Source organism: Idiomarina sp. A28L (assembly GCF_000218785.1).
Lineage (GTDB): Bacteria > Pseudomonadota > Gammaproteobacteria > Enterobacterales > Alteromonadaceae > Aliidiomarina.
The window spans coordinates 1-17,423 of sequence record NZ_AFPO01000017.1 but is presented as its reverse complement, the minus strand read 5'-3'; the positions used below and the strand labels follow the sequence as shown (position 1 = coordinate 17,423).

The 17,423-nt window shown below is 44.7% G+C and carries 14 protein-coding genes and 1 tRNA gene; all 15 read left to right on the top strand.

The window, feature by feature from the left end:
• Window positions 1-175: 175 nt before the first annotated feature.
• A complete protein-coding gene (locus A28LD_RS11950; protein ID WP_007420318.1) occupies window positions 176-937 on the top strand; it encodes a glycerophosphodiester phosphodiesterase in 762 nt (253 codons plus the stop codon).
• Window positions 938-1,055: 118 nt separating this feature from the next.
• Window positions 1,056-1,132 (top strand) — tRNA-Trp (locus A28LD_RS06695).
• A gap of 33 nt (window positions 1,133-1,165) precedes the next feature.
• Window positions 1,166-1,543, top strand: a complete 378-nt coding sequence (secE, locus tag A28LD_RS06690) for a preprotein translocase subunit SecE (RefSeq protein WP_007420317.1) — start codon at window positions 1,166-1,168, stop codon at window positions 1,541-1,543.
• A 12-nt stretch (window positions 1,544-1,555) separates the two neighbouring features.
• The gene (gene nusG, locus A28LD_RS06685) at window positions 1,556-2,101 is read left to right on the top strand and encodes a transcription termination/antitermination protein NusG (protein WP_007420316.1); all 546 of its coding nucleotides are present in this window, start codon (window positions 1,556-1,558) and stop codon (window positions 2,099-2,101) included.
• A gap of 114 nt (window positions 2,102-2,215) precedes the next feature.
• Complete coding sequence (gene rplK / locus A28LD_RS06680; RefSeq protein WP_007420315.1) at window positions 2,216-2,644, top strand: 50S ribosomal protein L11; 429 nt, start codon at window positions 2,216-2,218, stop codon at window positions 2,642-2,644.
• A gap of 5 nt (window positions 2,645-2,649) precedes the next feature.
• Window positions 2,650-3,351, top strand: coding sequence for a 50S ribosomal protein L1 (rplA, locus tag A28LD_RS06675; protein WP_007420314.1), 702 nt, complete (start codon window positions 2,650-2,652; stop codon window positions 3,349-3,351).
• Between the two features lie 320 nt (window positions 3,352-3,671).
• Window positions 3,672-4,190: a 50S ribosomal protein L10 gene (gene rplJ, locus A28LD_RS06670; protein ID WP_007420313.1), complete on the top strand. Its 519-nt coding sequence runs from the start codon at window positions 3,672-3,674 to the stop codon at window positions 4,188-4,190.
• A gap of 50 nt (window positions 4,191-4,240) precedes the next feature.
• Entirely contained in the window at window positions 4,241-4,615 is a 375-nt protein-coding gene (gene rplL, locus A28LD_RS06665; protein WP_007420312.1) for a 50S ribosomal protein L7/L12, read from the top strand.
• 212 nt (window positions 4,616-4,827) lie between these two features.
• The gene (gene rpoB / locus A28LD_RS06660) at window positions 4,828-8,856 is read left to right on the top strand and encodes a DNA-directed RNA polymerase subunit beta (protein ID WP_007420311.1); all 4,029 of its coding nucleotides are present in this window, start codon (window positions 4,828-4,830) and stop codon (window positions 8,854-8,856) included.
• Window positions 8,857-8,946: 90 nt separating this feature from the next.
• Window positions 8,947-13,173, top strand: a complete 4,227-nt coding sequence (gene rpoC, locus A28LD_RS06655) for a DNA-directed RNA polymerase subunit beta' (protein WP_007420310.1) — start codon at window positions 8,947-8,949, stop codon at window positions 13,171-13,173.
• 149 nt (window positions 13,174-13,322) lie between these two features.
• On the top strand, window positions 13,323-13,766 hold the full coding sequence (locus tag A28LD_RS06650; protein WP_007420309.1) for a hypothetical protein: 444 nt from the start codon (window positions 13,323-13,325) through the stop codon (window positions 13,764-13,766).
• Between the two features lie 283 nt (window positions 13,767-14,049).
• The gene (rpsL, locus tag A28LD_RS06645; RefSeq protein WP_007420308.1) at window positions 14,050-14,424 is read left to right on the top strand and encodes a 30S ribosomal protein S12; all 375 of its coding nucleotides are present in this window, start codon (window positions 14,050-14,052) and stop codon (window positions 14,422-14,424) included.
• 77 nt (window positions 14,425-14,501) lie between these two features.
• Entirely contained in the window at window positions 14,502-14,972 is a 471-nt protein-coding gene (gene rpsG / locus A28LD_RS06640) for a 30S ribosomal protein S7 (protein ID WP_007420307.1), read from the top strand.
• 37 nt (window positions 14,973-15,009) lie between these two features.
• Window positions 15,010-17,145: an elongation factor G gene (gene fusA / locus A28LD_RS06635; RefSeq protein ID WP_007420306.1), complete on the top strand. Its 2,136-nt coding sequence runs from the start codon at window positions 15,010-15,012 to the stop codon at window positions 17,143-17,145.
• Window positions 17,146-17,207: 62 nt separating this feature from the next.
• The coding region (locus A28LD_RS06630; protein ID WP_007420305.1) for a GTP-binding protein at window positions 17,208-17,423 on the top strand (216 nt) is incomplete at its 3' end.

Genomic DNA, 17,423 nt, shown 5'->3' with positions numbered 1-17,423 from the left:
AGGTGTTGTATCTAAGATTCTTGATTAATTTTAGATAACACTTCGACAAGAAGGCGCCTTAGAGCGCCTTTTTTATTGCCTATGAAAAGTTTGATCATTATTCTATTCGCATGAAGATAAGCTATGCTGTTCAGGTATCAAACTCGCAATAGGAAAACATGATGAATAATTACCTATGACAACTTGGATAAGCCATCGGGGTTATGCAGAAACAGCTACCGAAAATACTGCGGAAGCTTTTGACGCTGCAATTGATTTAGGTTTTGAGCACCTTGAAACCGATTTACGTTGTAGTCGTGATGGCCATATTGTTATTTGTCATGATCCCGATTTATCACGTGTTGGCAGTTCCTCGGTTCCGATTCACGCACTCACTCGTAGGGAACTTACAGAGGAGCGTTTAAGAGGTGGTGAATCACTACTATTCTTTGATGAACTCTTAGATAATTACAGTCAATATCGTTGGATATTGGATATTAAACCTGAACAAGCAAAGCAAACCCTGGTGGCGCTTGAAAAATTATCAGTCGATGCAGCAGTAGAAAGCTTTTTAACGAACCAAGCGCGCTATCTTCTATGGCAAAACAGCCACCAACAAATTCTTTCGCAAGTATTCAATGATGCTTTTTGTTTGGCGCGCCAAGAGGAATGCTATCGGGCTGGTACCGCAGCACTTATTGGATTGCCAGTATTGGGTGGGATAGAGAAGGGGCAGTACTATGCAGTGCCACCGCGTTTAAAAGGTGTTCCCATTTTAACCAAAAATATGGTTAAGCGCTTCCATCGCCACGGCGCCCATGTTATTGGTTATTTACCAGAAACTACCGCACAACATGAACAAGCCTTAGCCGCAGGTGTGGATGAACTCTTAACGAATCACGCCCCGCAACTCCGAAAACTACAAAGCGCTACCGCAGAAGGCTTTTTAGTTACTTGATGGCTTGCTTTTGAGCCTTTGATCGGTATAATGACGCGTCCATTCCGATGCCTATCTTCCTCCAGCTTGCTTTCATTTGCTTAAGGTTGGTTTAGTATCGGAATTTAGAACAATTTCTAGGGGTGTAGTTCCAATTGGTAGAACAGCGGTCTCCAAAACCGATGGTTGGGGGTTCGAATCCCTCCACCCCTGCCAGTTTCAGCTGAATCAACGCGGGTCCGGCATATAATGAGTGTAAATACAGAAAACCAGGGAAATCCACTGGATATCGTTAAGTGGATTATTGTAGTAGCTCTACTTGTTGCTGCGGTTATTGGTAACAACATTTATGGTGACATGTCCGTAGCATTGCGTGCATTAGCTGTTGTGATTCTTGTTGTTATAGCAGGCTTTGTTGCAGCAAAAACTGAGAAAGGGTCTACTTTCTTAACTTTTGCTAAAGAAAGCCGTACCGAAGTTCGTAAAGTAGTATGGCCAAGCCGAAAAGAAGCTACGCAAACAACCTTAATTGTGTTGGCCGCTACTGTACTAGTAGCCTTGCTGTTGTGGGGATTAGATGGCATTTTAGTTCGTGTCGTTGGCCTAGCAACCGGTATTCGCATCTAAGGAGTTAGCATCATGACCGAACCAAAGAAAAAACGTTGGTATGTCGTACAAGCATTCTCAGGCTACGAAGGCCGCGTTGCGAAAACTCTAGCCGAGTATATTAAAACACAAGGCATGGAAGAGAAGTTTGGTCAGATTTTGGTACCAACTGAACAAGTAGTTGAGATGCGTGGTTCTCAGCGTCGTAATGCTGAGCGTAAATTTTTCCCAGGTTACGTGCTGGTAGAAATGTCTATGGATGAAGATTCATGGCACTTAGTGAAAAGCACTCCTCGGGTACTTGGCTTTATTGGTGGCACTGCAGAGCGGCCAGCGCCAATTTCGCAAAAAGAAGCCGATGCTATCTTGAACCGTTTAACTGAAAACGCCGATCGTCCGCGTCCTAAAACCCTATTCGAACCAGGTGAAATGGTACGTGTCAACGATGGCCCGTTTGCAGATTTCAACGGTACTGTGGAAGAAGTCGATTACGATAAAAGCCGCATGAAAGTTTCTGTATCTATTTTTGGCCGGTCAACCCCGGTTGATTTAGATTTCAGCCAAGTCGAAAAGGCTTGATCGCGTAGGCGGATTACTATACAATCCGCCTCCGTTTTTTACATTTGGGAAGCCGTTTGAGTAAGTCTCCTCTTGGCTTACGAGGCGTATAACCCTTAACACAGAGGTTTTATCATGGCTAAGAAAGTTTCCGCCATCATCAAGCTGCAAGTAGCAGCCGGTGCGGCTAATCCGTCACCACCAGTTGGTCCAGCATTGGGTCAACACGGTGTGAACATCATGGAATTCTGTAAAGCATTCAACGCTTCTACTGGCGAACTTGAAAAGGGCGCTCCAGTACCAGTTGAAATTACAGTATTTGAAGATCGTTCATTCACCTTCATTACTAAAACTCCTCCTGCAGCATTCTTATTGAAAAAAGCAGCAGGTATCAAGAGTGGTTCAGGCCGTCCTAACACTGAGAAAGTAGGTACTGTTACCCGCGCTCAGCTAGAAGAGATTGCTAAAACTAAAGAGCCAGATTTAACGGCAGCTAGCCTTGACGCAGCTGTACGTACTATCGCAGGTTCTGCTCGTTCAATGGGCCTGAAGGTAGAGGGGTAATAGATATGGCACGTTTAACCAAACGTATGCGCACCATCCGTGAAGCGATTGATGGCAACCGTGATTACGATATTAACGAAGCAATTGCTTTACTGAAAAAGTTAGCAACTGCAAAGTTCACTGAAAGCGTAGATGTTGCAGTGAACCTAGGTATTGATGCACGTAAATCAGATCAAAACGTTCGTGGTGCAACTGTACTACCAAACGGTACTGGTCGTGATGTACGCGTAGCAGTATTTACTTCAGGTGCGAATGTTGAGAAAGCCAAAGCTGCTGGTGCAGAACTAGTAGGTATGGAAGATCTTGCTGAGCTCGTGAAGAAAGGCGAAATGAATTTTGATGTTGTTATCGCATCGCCAGACGCAATGCGCGTTGTTGGTCAGTTAGGTCAGATTTTAGGTCCACGTGGCCTGATGCCTAACCCGAAAACGGGTACTGTAACTCCAGACGTAGAAACTGCAGTTAAAAATGCAAAAGCTGGTCAGGTACGTTACCGTAACGATAAGAACGGTATTATTCACTGCACCATCGGTCGTGTGGATTTTGAAGACGGTAAATTGAAAGAGAACTTAGAAGCATTATTGGTTGCTTTGAAAAAAGCAAAACCAGCCAATGCAAAAGGTTCTTATATTGGCCGTGTTAGCTTATCCACCACTATGGGTGCAGGCGTTCGTGTAGATCAATCTACATTGGAAGCGCGTAGCTAATAGCAGAAGGCTAATAGCTTAGGTTTGCCAGCTTAAATACTGGGGCTGGTAAATACTAAAATCTGTTTCAGTTTTAGGGTTGGAGTCGCCTCTCATTTTTTAAATGATGTGGCTCTCATCCAAGACCGCAGGCGCAAATACCGAGAGGTATTTGCTTAATCAATGAAAGCCAGCGCAGATGGTGATATCCGACTCAGACTCTCTGGGTAGAGATTCACCGTGACAAAGCGGTAGGGGCGTTTATTTATAAACAAACTTGCCAAATTGTAACGTACGAGTAGAAAGCGAAAGCTTGAAACTCTTAACACGAGGTGATGCTAGTGGCACTTGGTTTAGTAGCAAAAAAAGCAATCGTTAAAGAAATTAACGATGTTGCTTCAGAAGCACTATCCGTCGCTGTGGCTGAGTATCGTGGAATGGAAGTTGCGGAACTAACCGTACTTCGCCGCCAAGCTCGTGAACAAGGCGTGTATCTGAAAGTTATTCGGAACACTCTTGCGAAACGCGCATTGGAAGGTACGAAGTTTGAAGACATTGAATCTGTACTGAAAGGTCCTTTGGTATATGGTTTCTCGATCGATGCACCAGGCAGCGCTGCTCGCCTGTTCAAAGATGCACAGAAATCGTCAAAGCATTTGAAAGTAACAGCATTGTCTATCGGTAATGGTTTGATGGGTCCAGAAAAATTGGACGCAGTAGCATCACTTCCGACACGCGACGAAGCATTGGCCAAATTGCTTGCCACCTTCAAAGCTCCGGTTACCAAATTTGTTCGTACTATCAATGAAGTACCTACTAAATTTGTCCGTGTGCTTGGTGCAATCAAAGACGCTAAATAAGCGGCAATATAAATTAAATTTTTTAATCCTTAACCCGGGAGTTTAGAGAAATGGCTCTGACTAAAGAAGATATCTTAAACGCGATCGCTGAAATGCCAGTTATGGAATTGGTTGAATTGATCGAAGCTGCTGAAGAAAAATTCGGTGTTGACGCATCTGCTGCTGTTGCAGTTGCTGCTGGTCCTGCTGCCGCTGGTGAAGCTGCAGAAGAACAAACTGAATTCAGCGTAATGTTGAAATCTGCTGGTGCTAACAAAGTTGGCGCAATCAAAGCAGTACGTTCAGCTACAGGTTTAGGCCTGAAAGAAGCAAAAGCTTTGGTTGAATCAGCTCCAGTAGCTGTTAAAGAAGGCATCGCGAAAGCGGACGCTGAAGAACTGAAGAAACAGCTTGAAGAAGCTGGTGCAGAAGTTGAGATCAAGTAATACACTTGATCTTCAGCGAGGCCTTTAAGGCTTTGGCCTGGTGACTTAATTGTCACCAGGCTTTTTGCGCTAAAAAGGATACACCCATTTTTCCTGTATTTGTGGGTATATCGACAGTGATAATACAGGCGAACGAATGGTGACGACATTCGTTGGCAGCTACCAAACTCCTTTGGTGGCTAGGGTCAGAAATCAGCTAGCTGAGGAACCCCATGGCGTACTCCTACTCTGAAAAAAAACGTATTCGTAAGGACTTTGGAAAGCGCCCACAGGTGCTTGAAGTGCCTTACCTGCTCTCGATTCAGCTCGATTCATTTAAGAAATTTATTGATGCCGATCCTGAAGGTGGATATGGACTAGAAGCGGCATTCCGCTCTGTGTTCCCTATCGCCAGTTATTCCGGCAATGCTGAATTGCAGTATGTCAGTTACCGTTTAGGCAACCCAGTGTTTGACGTTAAAGAATGTCAAATCCGGGGTGTTACCTATTCTGCTCCCTTGCGGGTTACATTACGTCTGGTCATGTATGACCGTGACGCGCCTGCAGGTACGATTAAACAAATCAAAGAGCAAGAAGTGTACATGGGCGAAATTCCGCTCATGACCGATAACGGTACTTTTGTAATCAATGGTACTGAGCGGGTAATCGTTTCTCAGCTACACCGTTCGCCAGGCGTATTCTACGATCACGATCGTGGGAAAACGCATTCATCTGGTAAAGTTTTATATAACGCGCGAGTGATTCCTTATCGTGGTTCTTGGTTAGATTTCGAATTCGATCCGAAAGACAATGTGTTTGTTCGTATCGACCGTCGTCGTAAATTACCAGCCACCATAATTCTTCGTGCGCTTGATTACACCGATGAACAAATTCTAGAGATGTTCTTTGAGAACAGTTTCTTTGAAGTTCGCCGAGATAAAATTTACATGGCTGTGGTGCCTGATCGCCTGCGCGGTGAAACTGCGTTGTTCGATATTAAAGGACCAGACGGCTCGATTATTGTTGATAAAGCACGCCGTGTAACGGCGCGTCATATCAAGCAAATTACCGATCTCGATATTAAAGAGATGGAAGTGCCGGTAGATTATTTAGTAGGTAAAGTACTTGCTAAAGATTATGTTGCGAAGAAAACCGGCGAAGTAATTGCAAAAGCAAACGATATTATTACGCTTGAATTATTAGCTAAATTACGTGAAGCGGGCTTCAAGAAGTTTGAAACTCTATTCGTTAACGATTTAGACCATGGGCCTTATGTAAGTGAAACCTTGCGGGTTGATTCTAGCAGCAACCGTTTGGAAGCATTGGTAGAAATCTACCGCATGATGCGCCCAGGCGAGCCACCAACTAAAGAAGCAGCGGAAGGCCTATTCGAGAACTTATTCTTCTCGGAAGATCGCTATGACCTTTCTACTGTTGGCCGCATGAAGTTCAATCGCCGCTTAGGCCGTGAAGAATTGACTGGCCAAGGCACATTGACGCGCGAAGATATCGTAGCGGTAATGCGCAAACTGATCGAAATTCGAAATGGCCTTGATGTTGTCGATGATATCGATCACTTGGGTAACCGCCGTATTCGTTCAGTTGGTGAAATGGCAGAAAACCAATTCCGTGTTGGTTTAGTGCGTGTTGAACGTGCTGTAAAAGAGCGTTTAAGCTTAGGTGATCTTGATGCGATTATGCCGCAAGATTTAATCAACGCTAAACCTATCTCTGCTGCTGTAAAAGAGTTCTTTGGATCAAGCCAGTTATCGCAGTTCATGGACCAAAATAACCCATTGTCAGAAGTTACGCACAAACGCCGTATTTCTGCTTTAGGTCCAGGCGGTCTTACTCGTGAACGAGCAGGCTTCGAAGTTCGAGATGTACACCCAACGCATTATGGTCGTTTGTGTCCAATCGAAACTCCAGAAGGCCCAAACATCGGCTTGATTAACTCATTAGCAACGTTCTCGCGTACTAACGAATATGGTTTCTTAGAAACGCCATATCGGAAAGTAGCAAACGGCGTTGTTACTGATGATGTTGAATATTTATCAGCTATTGAAGAAGGCATGTATGTAATCGCTCAGGCGAATATCACTTTGAACGATAAAGGTGAAATTCAAGAAGAGCTAGTACCAAGCCGATTCAATAATGAATTTACACTAACTTCGAAAGAACAAGTGCAATTCATGGACGTAGCGCCGCAGCAGATCGTATCGATCGCAGCGAGCATGATCCCATTCCTTGAACACGATGATGCTAACCGTGCTTTGATGGGTTCAAACATGCAACGTCAAGCTGTGCCAACGTTGCGCGCTGATAAGCCACTTGTAGGTACCGGTATCGAACGCACTGTAGCGGTAGATTCTGGTGTTACTGTGGTAGCGAAACGTGGCGGTGTTATTGATTATGTAGATGCTAGCCGTATCGTAGTTAAGGTTAATGAAGAAGAGTTGCTTGCTGGTGAAGCGGGCATTGATATCTATAACCTAACTAAATACACGCGTTCTAACCAAAATACCTGTATTAACCAGAAGCCATGCGTAAAAAATGGTGAACCGGTTATGCGCGGTGATGTGCTTGCTGATGGTCCTTCAACGGATTTAGGCGAACTCGCACTTGGTCAGAACATGCGCGTAGCATTTATGCCTTGGAATGGTTACAACTTCGAGGATTCAATCCTAGTTTCTGAGCGTGTAGTACAAGAAGATCGCTTAACTACGATTCATATCCAAGAATTGAACTGTGTTGCTCGTGATACCAAACTTGGCGCAGAAGAGATTACTTCTGATATCCCGAACGTTGGTGAATCAGCCCTTGGTAAACTTGATGAATCAGGTGTTGTGTATATTGGTGCTGAAGTTAATGGTGGCGATATCCTCGTTGGTAAAGTAACCCCTAAAGGTGAAACACAACTAACACCAGAAGAGAAACTCCTCCGTGCGATTTTCGGTGAGAAAGCTTCGGACGTTAAAGATAGTTCACTGCGTGTGCCAAACGGCGTAAACGGTACTGTTATAGATGTTCAGGTATTCACCCGCGATGGCGTGGAAAAAGATAAGCGTGCACTTGATATTGAAGCTATGCAATTGGCTCAGGTGAAGAAAGATCTTACCGATGAGTTCAAGATTCTTGAAGAAGGTTTGTATGCCCGTGTTCGTAGTTTGTTGTTAGCAAATGGTTTTGATGAATCGAAACTTGCTTCAATGGACCGCAGCAGATGGTTAACGCAAAGCTTGAACAACGAATCAGCACAACAAGATCTTGAGCAAATTGCTCAGCAGTATGAAGAGCTGCGCGAAGATTACGATAAGCGTTACGATGAAAAACGCCGCAAAATCACCCAAGGTGATGATTTGCAACCAGGCGTATTGAAAATCGTAAAAGTTTATTTAGCTGTTAAGCGTCGTATTCAGCCAGGCGATAAAATGGCCGGCCGTCACGGTAACAAAGGTGTAATTTCTACCATCGTTCCTGTTGAAGATATGCCTTACGATGAAAACGGTGAAGCAGTTGATATCGTTTTGAACCCGTTAGGTGTTCCATCACGGATGAACGTGGGTCAGATTTTGGAAACCCACCTAGGTGCAGCTGCTCGTGGTATCGGTCGTAAGATCGAGCAAATGATGGTAGCGCAACAGAAAGCCGCTGAGCTACGTGAGTTTATCCAGAAAGCTTACGATATTGGTAAAGGTCGGCAAGATGTTGATTTAAGCACGTTTAGCGATGATGAAGTAATGCGTCTAGCGGAAAACCTTAAGAAAGGTTTACCAATGGCATCACCAGTATTTGATGGTGCTATCGAAACGGAAATCAAGGCAATGCTTAAGCTGGCTGATTTACCAGAATCAGGTCAGGTTACATTATTCGATGGCCGTACTGGCGATACATTCGAGCGTCCGGTAACTGTTGGTTACATGTACATGCTGAAACTTAACCACTTAGTGGATGATAAGATGCATGCGCGTTCAACTGGCTCGTATAGCCTCGTTACTCAGCAGCCGCTGGGTGGTAAGGCGCAATTCGGTGGTCAGCGCTTCGGTGAGATGGAAGTGTGGGCCCTCGAAGCATACGGTGCCGCATATACGCTGCAGGAAATGCTAACGGTTAAATCTGATGACGTGAACGGCCGGACGAAGATGTATAAAAACATCGTCGATGGCAATCATGAAATGGATCCGGGTATGCCTGAATCGTTCAACGTGTTGCTGAAAGAGATTCGCTCGTTAGGTATTAACATCGAGTTAGAAGACGAATAAGCAGCCATTGTTCGCTTAGCGAAAGGCATAGAGTCAGCGCCGCCGAGGGTTTCGACCCTCGGCAAGCTTAACTCCGACAGGAGATGAAACGTGAAAGATTTACTAAAGTTTCTGAAGCCACAAAAAGATAGCGAAGAGTTTGATCGCATTCGTATAGCACTGGCATCACCGGATCAAATCCGGAGCTGGTCATTTGGTGAAGTAAAGAAACCAGAAACCATCAACTATCGTACGTTCAAACCAGAACGTGATGGTCTTTTCTGTGCGCGTATTTTCGGGCCAGTAAAAGATTACGAATGTTTATGTGGCAAATACAAGCGGCTTAAGCACCGTGGTGTAATTTGTGAAAAATGTGGCGTAGAAGTTACCCTCACTAAAGTTCGTCGTGAGCGTATGGGCCATATTGAATTAGCAAGCCCAGTTGCCCACATTTGGTTCTTGAAATCATTGCCTTCCCGGATTGGTTTGATGCTAGATATGACATTGCGTGATATCGAGCGGATTTTATATTTCGAATCTTATGTTGTCATCGATGCAGGTATGACATCGTTAGAAGAAGGTTCACTTCTAGGTGAAGAGGAATACCTCGATTCACTAGAAGAGCATGGTGATGAATTCGTAGCAAAAATGGGTGCGGAAGCAATTTTACATCTATTGCAAAGCATTGATTTAGAAGCTCAAATCAAAATGCTTCGGGAAGAATTGCCAGAAACGAATTCTGAAACTAAGCGGAAGAAAATAAGCAAACGCTTGAAGCTACTTGAATCGTTCCACCAATCAGGCAACAAGCCTGAGTGGATGATCTTGAAAGTACTTCCAGTGTTACCGCCAGATTTGCGTCCATTGGTACCACTAGATGGTGGCCGTTTCGCAACTTCTGATTTGAACGATTTATATCGTCGGGTAATTAACCGCAACAACCGTTTGAAGCGCCTTTTAGATTTGGCAGCGCCAGATATTATCGTGCGCAACGAAAAGCGGATGTTACAAGAAGCGGTAGATGCGCTGTTAGATAACGGTCGTCGTGGCCGTGCAATAACAGGCTCTAACAAGCGTCCATTGAAATCTTTGGCTGATATGATCAAAGGTAAGCAAGGTCGTTTCCGTCAAAACTTGTTAGGTAAGCGTGTTGATTACTCAGGCCGTTCAGTAATTACGGTTGGTCCAAAACTGCGTTTGCACCAATGTGGTTTGCCGAAGAAAATGGCGTTGGAGTTATTCAAACCATTTATCTACGGTAAATTAGAAGCGCGTGGTTTTGCGACAACGATTAAAGCTGCGAAGAAAATGGTTGAGCGCGAGTTACCAGAAGTATGGGATATCCTTGATGAAGTAATTCGTCAGCATCCAGTGCTTCTTAACCGTGCACCAACACTTCACCGTTTGGGTATCCAAGCCTTTGAACCAGTATTGATCGAAGGTAAAGCGATTCAGTTACACCCACTCGTTTGTGCGGCATACAACGCCGACTTCGATGGTGACCAAATGGCAGTACACGTTCCATTAACGCTTGAAGCGCAAATGGAAGCACGTGCACTAATGATGTCAACTAACAACGTGCTATCGCCTGCAAGTGGTGAACCAATCATCGTTCCTTCACAGGACGTTGTATTGGGCGTTTACTACATGACCCGTGAGAAAGTAAATGGGCGTGGTGAAGGCATGGTGTTAAAGAGCCCGAAAGAAGCAGAAAAAGCATACCGTACTGGTGCTGCTGAACTGCATGCTCGCGTTAAGGTTCGCATCAAAGAAGTTCTGTTCACTGAAGAAGGTGAACGCACTGAAGAAGTTAAAATTGTAGATACCACTATTGGTCGTGCAATTTTCTCATTGATTCTACCTGAAGGCATCGCATACGAAGCTATCAACCAGAACATGGGTAAAAAGCAGATTTCGCGCTTACTAAACCGCACTTATCGTGATTGTGGTTTGAAGCCAACGGTTATCTTTGCCGACCAATTGATGTACACCGGTTTCCATTTTGCGATGGTTTCAGGTTCATCTGTTGGTATCAACGATATGGAAATCCCAACGGCGAAAGCAGAAATCATTGAAGATGCTGATAAGCAGGTTGCGGAAATTCAAGAGCAGTTCGAGCAAGGCTTGGTAACTGCTGGTGAGAAATACAATAAAGTAATCGATATTTGGTCTACCGCTAACGAGAAAGTATCGAAAGCGATGATGGATAACTTATCGAAAGAAATGGTTACGAACGCTAAAGGTGAGCAGGAAGAGCAACAATCGTTCAACTCTGTTTACATGATGGCCGATTCTGGCGCTCGGGGTTCCCCTGCACAGATTCGTCAGTTAGCCGGTATGCGTGGTTTGATGGCGAAGCCAGATGGCTCAATCATCGAAACGCCAATCGTTGCTAACTTCCGTGAAGGTTTGAACGTACTTCAGTACTTCATCTCAACTCACGGTGCGCGTAAAGGTTTGGCGGATACCGCACTTAAAACTGCGAACTCTGGTTACTTAACACGCCGTTTAGTAGACGTTGCACAAGATCTAGTAATCACTGAAACCGATTGCGGTACTCACGAAGGTTTAATCGTGAAGCCGTTAATCGAAGGTGGTGATGTAGTAGAACCATTGCGTGAGCGTGTACTTGGCCGTGTGGTTTGTGATGATGTAATGCAACCAGGCACTGAAACTGTATTGGTTCCACGAAATACACTTCTCGATGAGAAAATGTGTGATTTGTTGGAAGAGCATTCAGTGGATGAAGTTAAAGTTCGTTCAGTAATTACTTGTGATTCAATTCACGGTGTATGTTCTAACTGTTATGGTCGCGATTTGGCGCGTGGTCACTTGGTGAACGATGGTGAATCAGTAGGTGTTATCGCTGCGCAATCAATCGGTGAACCAGGTACACAGTTAACCATGCGTACGTTCCACATCGGTGGTGCGGCTTCTCGAGATTCTGCGGCTAACGCGATTCAAGTGAAGAACCCTGGCCGCGTGAAATTACATAACGCGAAGAGCGTAGAAAATAGTGATAAGCACTTAGTTATCACTTCACGTTCTACCGAGTTAACCTTGATCGACCAATACGGTGCTGAGCGCGAGCGTTATAAAGTACCTTACGGCGCAATCTTGAAGAAACGTGATGGCGACGAAGTAACCGCTGGTGAAACGGTAGCTAACTGGGATCCGCATACGCATCCAATTATCACGGAAGTGGCGGGTAACATTAAGTTCGTTGATATGATTGATGGTGTAACGATCACCACTCAAACAGATGAACTTACCGGTTTAACGAGTACGGTTATTCTTGAAACTGGTCAGCGTACAAGCGCTGGTAAAGATATGCGCCCAATGGTGAAGCTAGTTGATGCTAAAGGTAACGACGTAAACATCGTTGGTACCGATATGCCAGCTCAGTACTTCTTACCAGGTAACGCGATTGTTAGCTTGAACGATGGTTCAACTGTTGGTATCGGTGATACGGTAGCGCGGATTCCGCAAGAAGGTTCGAAAACTCGAGACATTACCGGTGGTCTACCGCGTGTTGCCGATTTATTCGAAGCGCGGAAACCAAAAGAGCCAGCGATTCTTGCAGAAGTTACCGGTACGGTATCTTTCGGTAAAGAAACCAAAGGCAAGCGCCGCTTAATGATTACCCCAGCTGATGGTGGCGATCATTACGAAGAGATGATTCCGAAATGGCGTCAGTTGAACGTATTCGAAGGTGAACAGGTTACCCGCGGTGAAGTTATTGCCGATGGCCCTGAAGCGCCTCAGGATATCTTGCGCTTACGTGGTGTACCAGCAGTAGCGAACTACATCGTAAACGAAGTTCAAGAAGTTTACCGCCTACAGGGTGTAAAAATTAACGATAAGCACATCGAAGTAATTGTTCGTCAGATGCTGCGTAAAGTAATTATTATGAACCCAGGTGAATCTGAGTTACTTGAAGGTGAACAAGCTGAGTTCTCGAAAGTTATCGAAGTTAACCGTGCATTAGAAGAAGCTGGCAAAATGCCTGCTAACTTCGACCGCCAGTTACTCGGTATTACCAAAGCGTCACTGTCTACGGAATCGTTTATTTCAGCGGCTTCGTTCCAGGAAACAACGCGGGTACTTACAGAAGCAGCAGTGCAGGGTAAAGAAGATCCTCTGCGCGGCCTGAAAGAAAACGTTATTGTGGGTCGTTTGATTCCGGCAGGTACTGGTTTTGCTTATCATCAAGAACGGCAGCGTAAGCGCCGCGAGATGTTAGCAGTTCCTACAGTTACTGCTGCAGATGCTGAAGCTGCTTTAAGCGAAGCATTAAATGAAGGTAACGATGAAGTAGATTCATCAGACGCTGAGTAATATAGAAGCTTAGTGAATCAAAACCCCCAACGTTGAATAAACCAGCGTTGGGGGTTTTTTGCTATTGGTGATCACATAAGCTATGGTGTTCATGCAACATAAATAGAACTTAATATTCAAAGGAAAAGGAAAAGGAAAAGGAAAAGGAAATGAAAGATTTCAAACTCGTTTTATTCATTACTCTTGTATTCATGCCTATTTTTACCATGTCGTTAAGCAAAGCGAACGCTTCGGCTCCACAAAGTTTAAAAGCCAATCTCACATGCAATTATAATTGTGCTGAAGTTATTCACCTAGGCTCACAGTACGTGGTGGTTGCCGTAGATCGAAAAGGTGATGTATTTTTTGTTCAGTCGTTAGATATACCACCCGATGCGGTTAGCCAAGGCGTAACTGAATCTATACCTTCGCAGTACCTTTCCACCTCAGCTTCATCAGAAGCAGGTAATGTAGATAGTACTGAGCGAACGTATGTAACATCGACGGAAATTATTGTGATCACCACCTATATATATTACAACGCAGATGGCGATATAGTTGACGTTCAGGTAAGTGAGGTAAGATTCCCTCGTGGCGACGTTGAAGAAAAATAACCCATTTACTCGCTAGAAGTTAATCATTATTCTCAACCCCCCACTAATCAACGAGGGGGGTTTATCAATTCCGCTTGTATTTATTCAGTTCCTGCTATGTAACGCACCTTACTTGACGGCTCAAAGAATAACCTATAGAATTCCGGCTCCTCATTTCCGGGGATTCAACCTTTTTTATGGTACAGAATTAGCGACTGATACCATAAAATTAGGCAGTGCGCTTGGGTGGCAAAGGCCATGCGGGCGTTTCGCCTTGTTGTAAAATGTATAATTTGGAGAAACCATGGCAACAGTAAACCAATTAGTGCGCAAAGGTCGCAAGAAGCCGGTTGAAAAGAGTAGCGTACCGGCTCTGCAAGCTTGTCCACAGAAGCGTGGTGTATGTACTCGCGTATATACTACTACCCCTAAAAAACCTAACTCAGCATTGCGTAAAGTATGTCGTGTGCGTTTAACCAACGGTTATGAAGTAACTTCATACATCGGTGGTGAAGGCCATAACTTGCAAGAGCACAGTGTTATCTTGATTCGTGGCGGTCGTGTAAAAGATTTGCCAGGTGTGCGTTATCACACAGTACGCGGTGCACTCGATTGCGCTGGCGTAAATAATCGTAAGCAAGGCCGTTCTAAATACGGCGTGAAGCGGCCTAAATCTTAACGGTTCTCCGTTGCAAGTAAGGCCAAACTAAATAATTGAAAGTTTTGGGTAACCCCTGAAGATATCGGAGAATTCCTATGCCTAGAAGACGCGTCGTCGGTCAACGTAAAATCCTACCGGACCCTAAGTTCGGATCAGAGTTGTTGGCAAAATTCATCAATGTTGTCATGGTTGATGGTAAAAAATCAGTCGCTGAAAAAATCGTATACGGTGCGTTAAGCATTGTTTCGGAAAAAGCTGGTAAAGATCATATGTCAGTGTTTGAAGATGCACTTGATAATATTCGCCCTGCGGTAGAGGTTAAATCTCGTCGCGTTGGTGGTTCTACATACCAGGTACCAGTTGAAGTTCGCCCTGTTCGTCGTAACACCCTAGCAATGCGCTGGATGGTTGATGCGTCACGTGGTCGTGGTGAAAAATCTATGGCCCAACGTCTAGCTGGTGAAATGCTAGATGCTTCTCAGAACAAAGGTTCTGCTGTGAAGAAGCGTGAAGACGTACACCGTATGGCTGAAGCGAACAAAGCATTCGCTCACTACCGCTGGTAAGAACACGCTCTCAACTCTAATTTAAGAGGAAGCTATTGTGGCAAGAAAAACATCGATCGAACGCTATCGTAATATCGGTATCGTTGCTCACGTAGACGCTGGTAAAACTACTACCACCGAACGTGTACTTTTTTATACTGGTTTGTCACACAAACTAGGTGAAGTGCACGACGGCGCGGCTACTACCGACTGGATGGAACAAGAACAGGAACGTGGTATCACTATCACTTCAGCAGCTGTAACAAGCTTCTGGGCTGGTATGGATAAGCAGTTCCCTGAACACCGCATTAACATCATTGATACTCCAGGTCACGTTGACTTCACCGTTGAAGTAGAACGTTCATTACGAGTACTTGATGGAGCTGTTGTTGTATTGTGTGCCTCTTCAGGCGTGCAACCACAAACAGAAACTGTATGGCGCCAAGCTAACAAATATGAAGTTCCACGCATGATATTTGTTAACAAAATGGACCGTATGGGTGCTGATTTCATTAACGTTGTAAAACAGGTGAAAACTCGTTTAGCGGCGGTTGCAGTTCCATTACAAATTCCAATCGGCGCTGAAGAAGATTTCAAAGGCGTTGTGGATTTGGTGAAAATGAAAGCGATTCACTGGAATGAAGAAGATCAAGGTCTAAGCTTCACTTACGGTGAAATCCCAGAAGATCTAGTTGACGAAGCAGAAGAGTTGCACAACGAGTTAGTTGAAGCCGCTGCTGAAGCAAACGATGAACTGATGAACAAATATTTGGAAGAAGGTGATTTAACGGAAGAAGAAGTTAAATTCGGTATCCGTACTCGCACTCTTTCCAATGAAATCGTTCCAGTATTCTGTGGTTCTGCGTTTAAAAACAAAGGCGTTCAGGCAGTTCTAGATGCGGTAATTGAATATCTTCCTTCTCCAACTGAAGTAAAAGATATTAACGGCATCTTGGAAGACGAAACTGAAGTTATGTGTAAATCAGACGATGCTGAACCGTTTGCTGCACTAGCGTTCAAAATCGCAACTGACCCGTTCGTAGGAACATTAACGTTCTTCCGTGTTTACTCAGGTGTTGTTAATACAGGCGATTCTGTTTACAACTCTGTGAAAATGAAGAAAGAGCGTTTTGGTCGTATCGTGCAGATGCACGCAAACGATCGTCAGGAATTGAAAGAAGTTCGTGCCGGTGATATCGCAGCTGCGATCGGCCTAAAAGACGTAACCACGGGTGATACTTTATGTTCACACGATCGGATCGTTGTATTAGAGCGGATGGAATTCCCTGAGCCGGTAATCTCTGTAGCGGTTGAGCCGAAAACTAAGGCCGACCAAGAGAAGATGGGTATTGCACTAGGTAAACTAGCGGCAGAAGATCCATCTTTCCGTGTTAAAACTGATGAAGAATCAGGCCAAACGATTATTTCAGGTATGGGTGAACTACACTTGGATATCATCGTTGACCGGATGAAGCGTGAGTTTAAAGTTGAGTGTAACGTTGGTAAACCTCAGGTTGCTTACCGTGAAACTATTCGCCAAAAAGTTGAAGTCGAAGGTAAATTCGTACGTCAATCAGGTGGTCGCGGTCAGTACGGTCATGTTTGGTTGCGTATGGAACCTCTCAGTCTTGATCAAGGTACAACCGAAGAAGGTGATGAAGCTGCAATCTATGAATTCGTAAATGAAATCGTAGGTGGTGTTGTTCCTAAGGAATATATCCCAGCAGTAGACAAGGGCTGTCAAGAGCAGATGCAGAACGGTGTTCTCGCTGGCTTCCCAGTACTTGGCGTTAAAGTTACTTTGTTTGATGGTTCATTCCATGATGTTGACTCTAACGAAATGGCGTTTAAAATCGCTGGTAGCATGGGCTTCAAGAAAGGTGCCCTGCAAGCGAAACCTGCCCTGCTAGAACCAATCATGCAGGTTGAAGTTGTAACTCCAGAAGACTTCATGGGTGACGTAGTTGGTGATTTGAACCGTCGTCGCGGTATGATCGAAGGTATGGACGATGCTCCAGGCGCTTTGAAGCAGGTTCGTGCGTTAGTGCCTCTAGCTGAAATGTTCGGCTACGCAACTGACCTGCGTTCACAAACTCAGGGTCGTGCATCATATGCGATGGAATTCTTGAAGTATCAAGAAGCTCCAAACAACGTTGCAGAAGCAGTAATCGCTGCGCGCAACACTAAAGATTAATAGTTGAGTTCTTGTCCCGGCTCTGAAGGGCCGGGCTTCTAACTTTTATTAAGGAAATAGCAATGGCTAAAGCAAAGTTTGAACGTTCTAAGCCGCACGTAAACGTAGGCACTATCGGTCACGTTGACCACGGTAAAACTACTCTTACGGCAGCGATTACATCTGTACTAGCAAAGCACTACGGTGGCTCTGCTCGTGATTTCGCACAAATCGATAACGCGCCAGAAGAAAAAGCGCGTGGTATCACTATCTCTACTTCACACGTAGAATACGATACT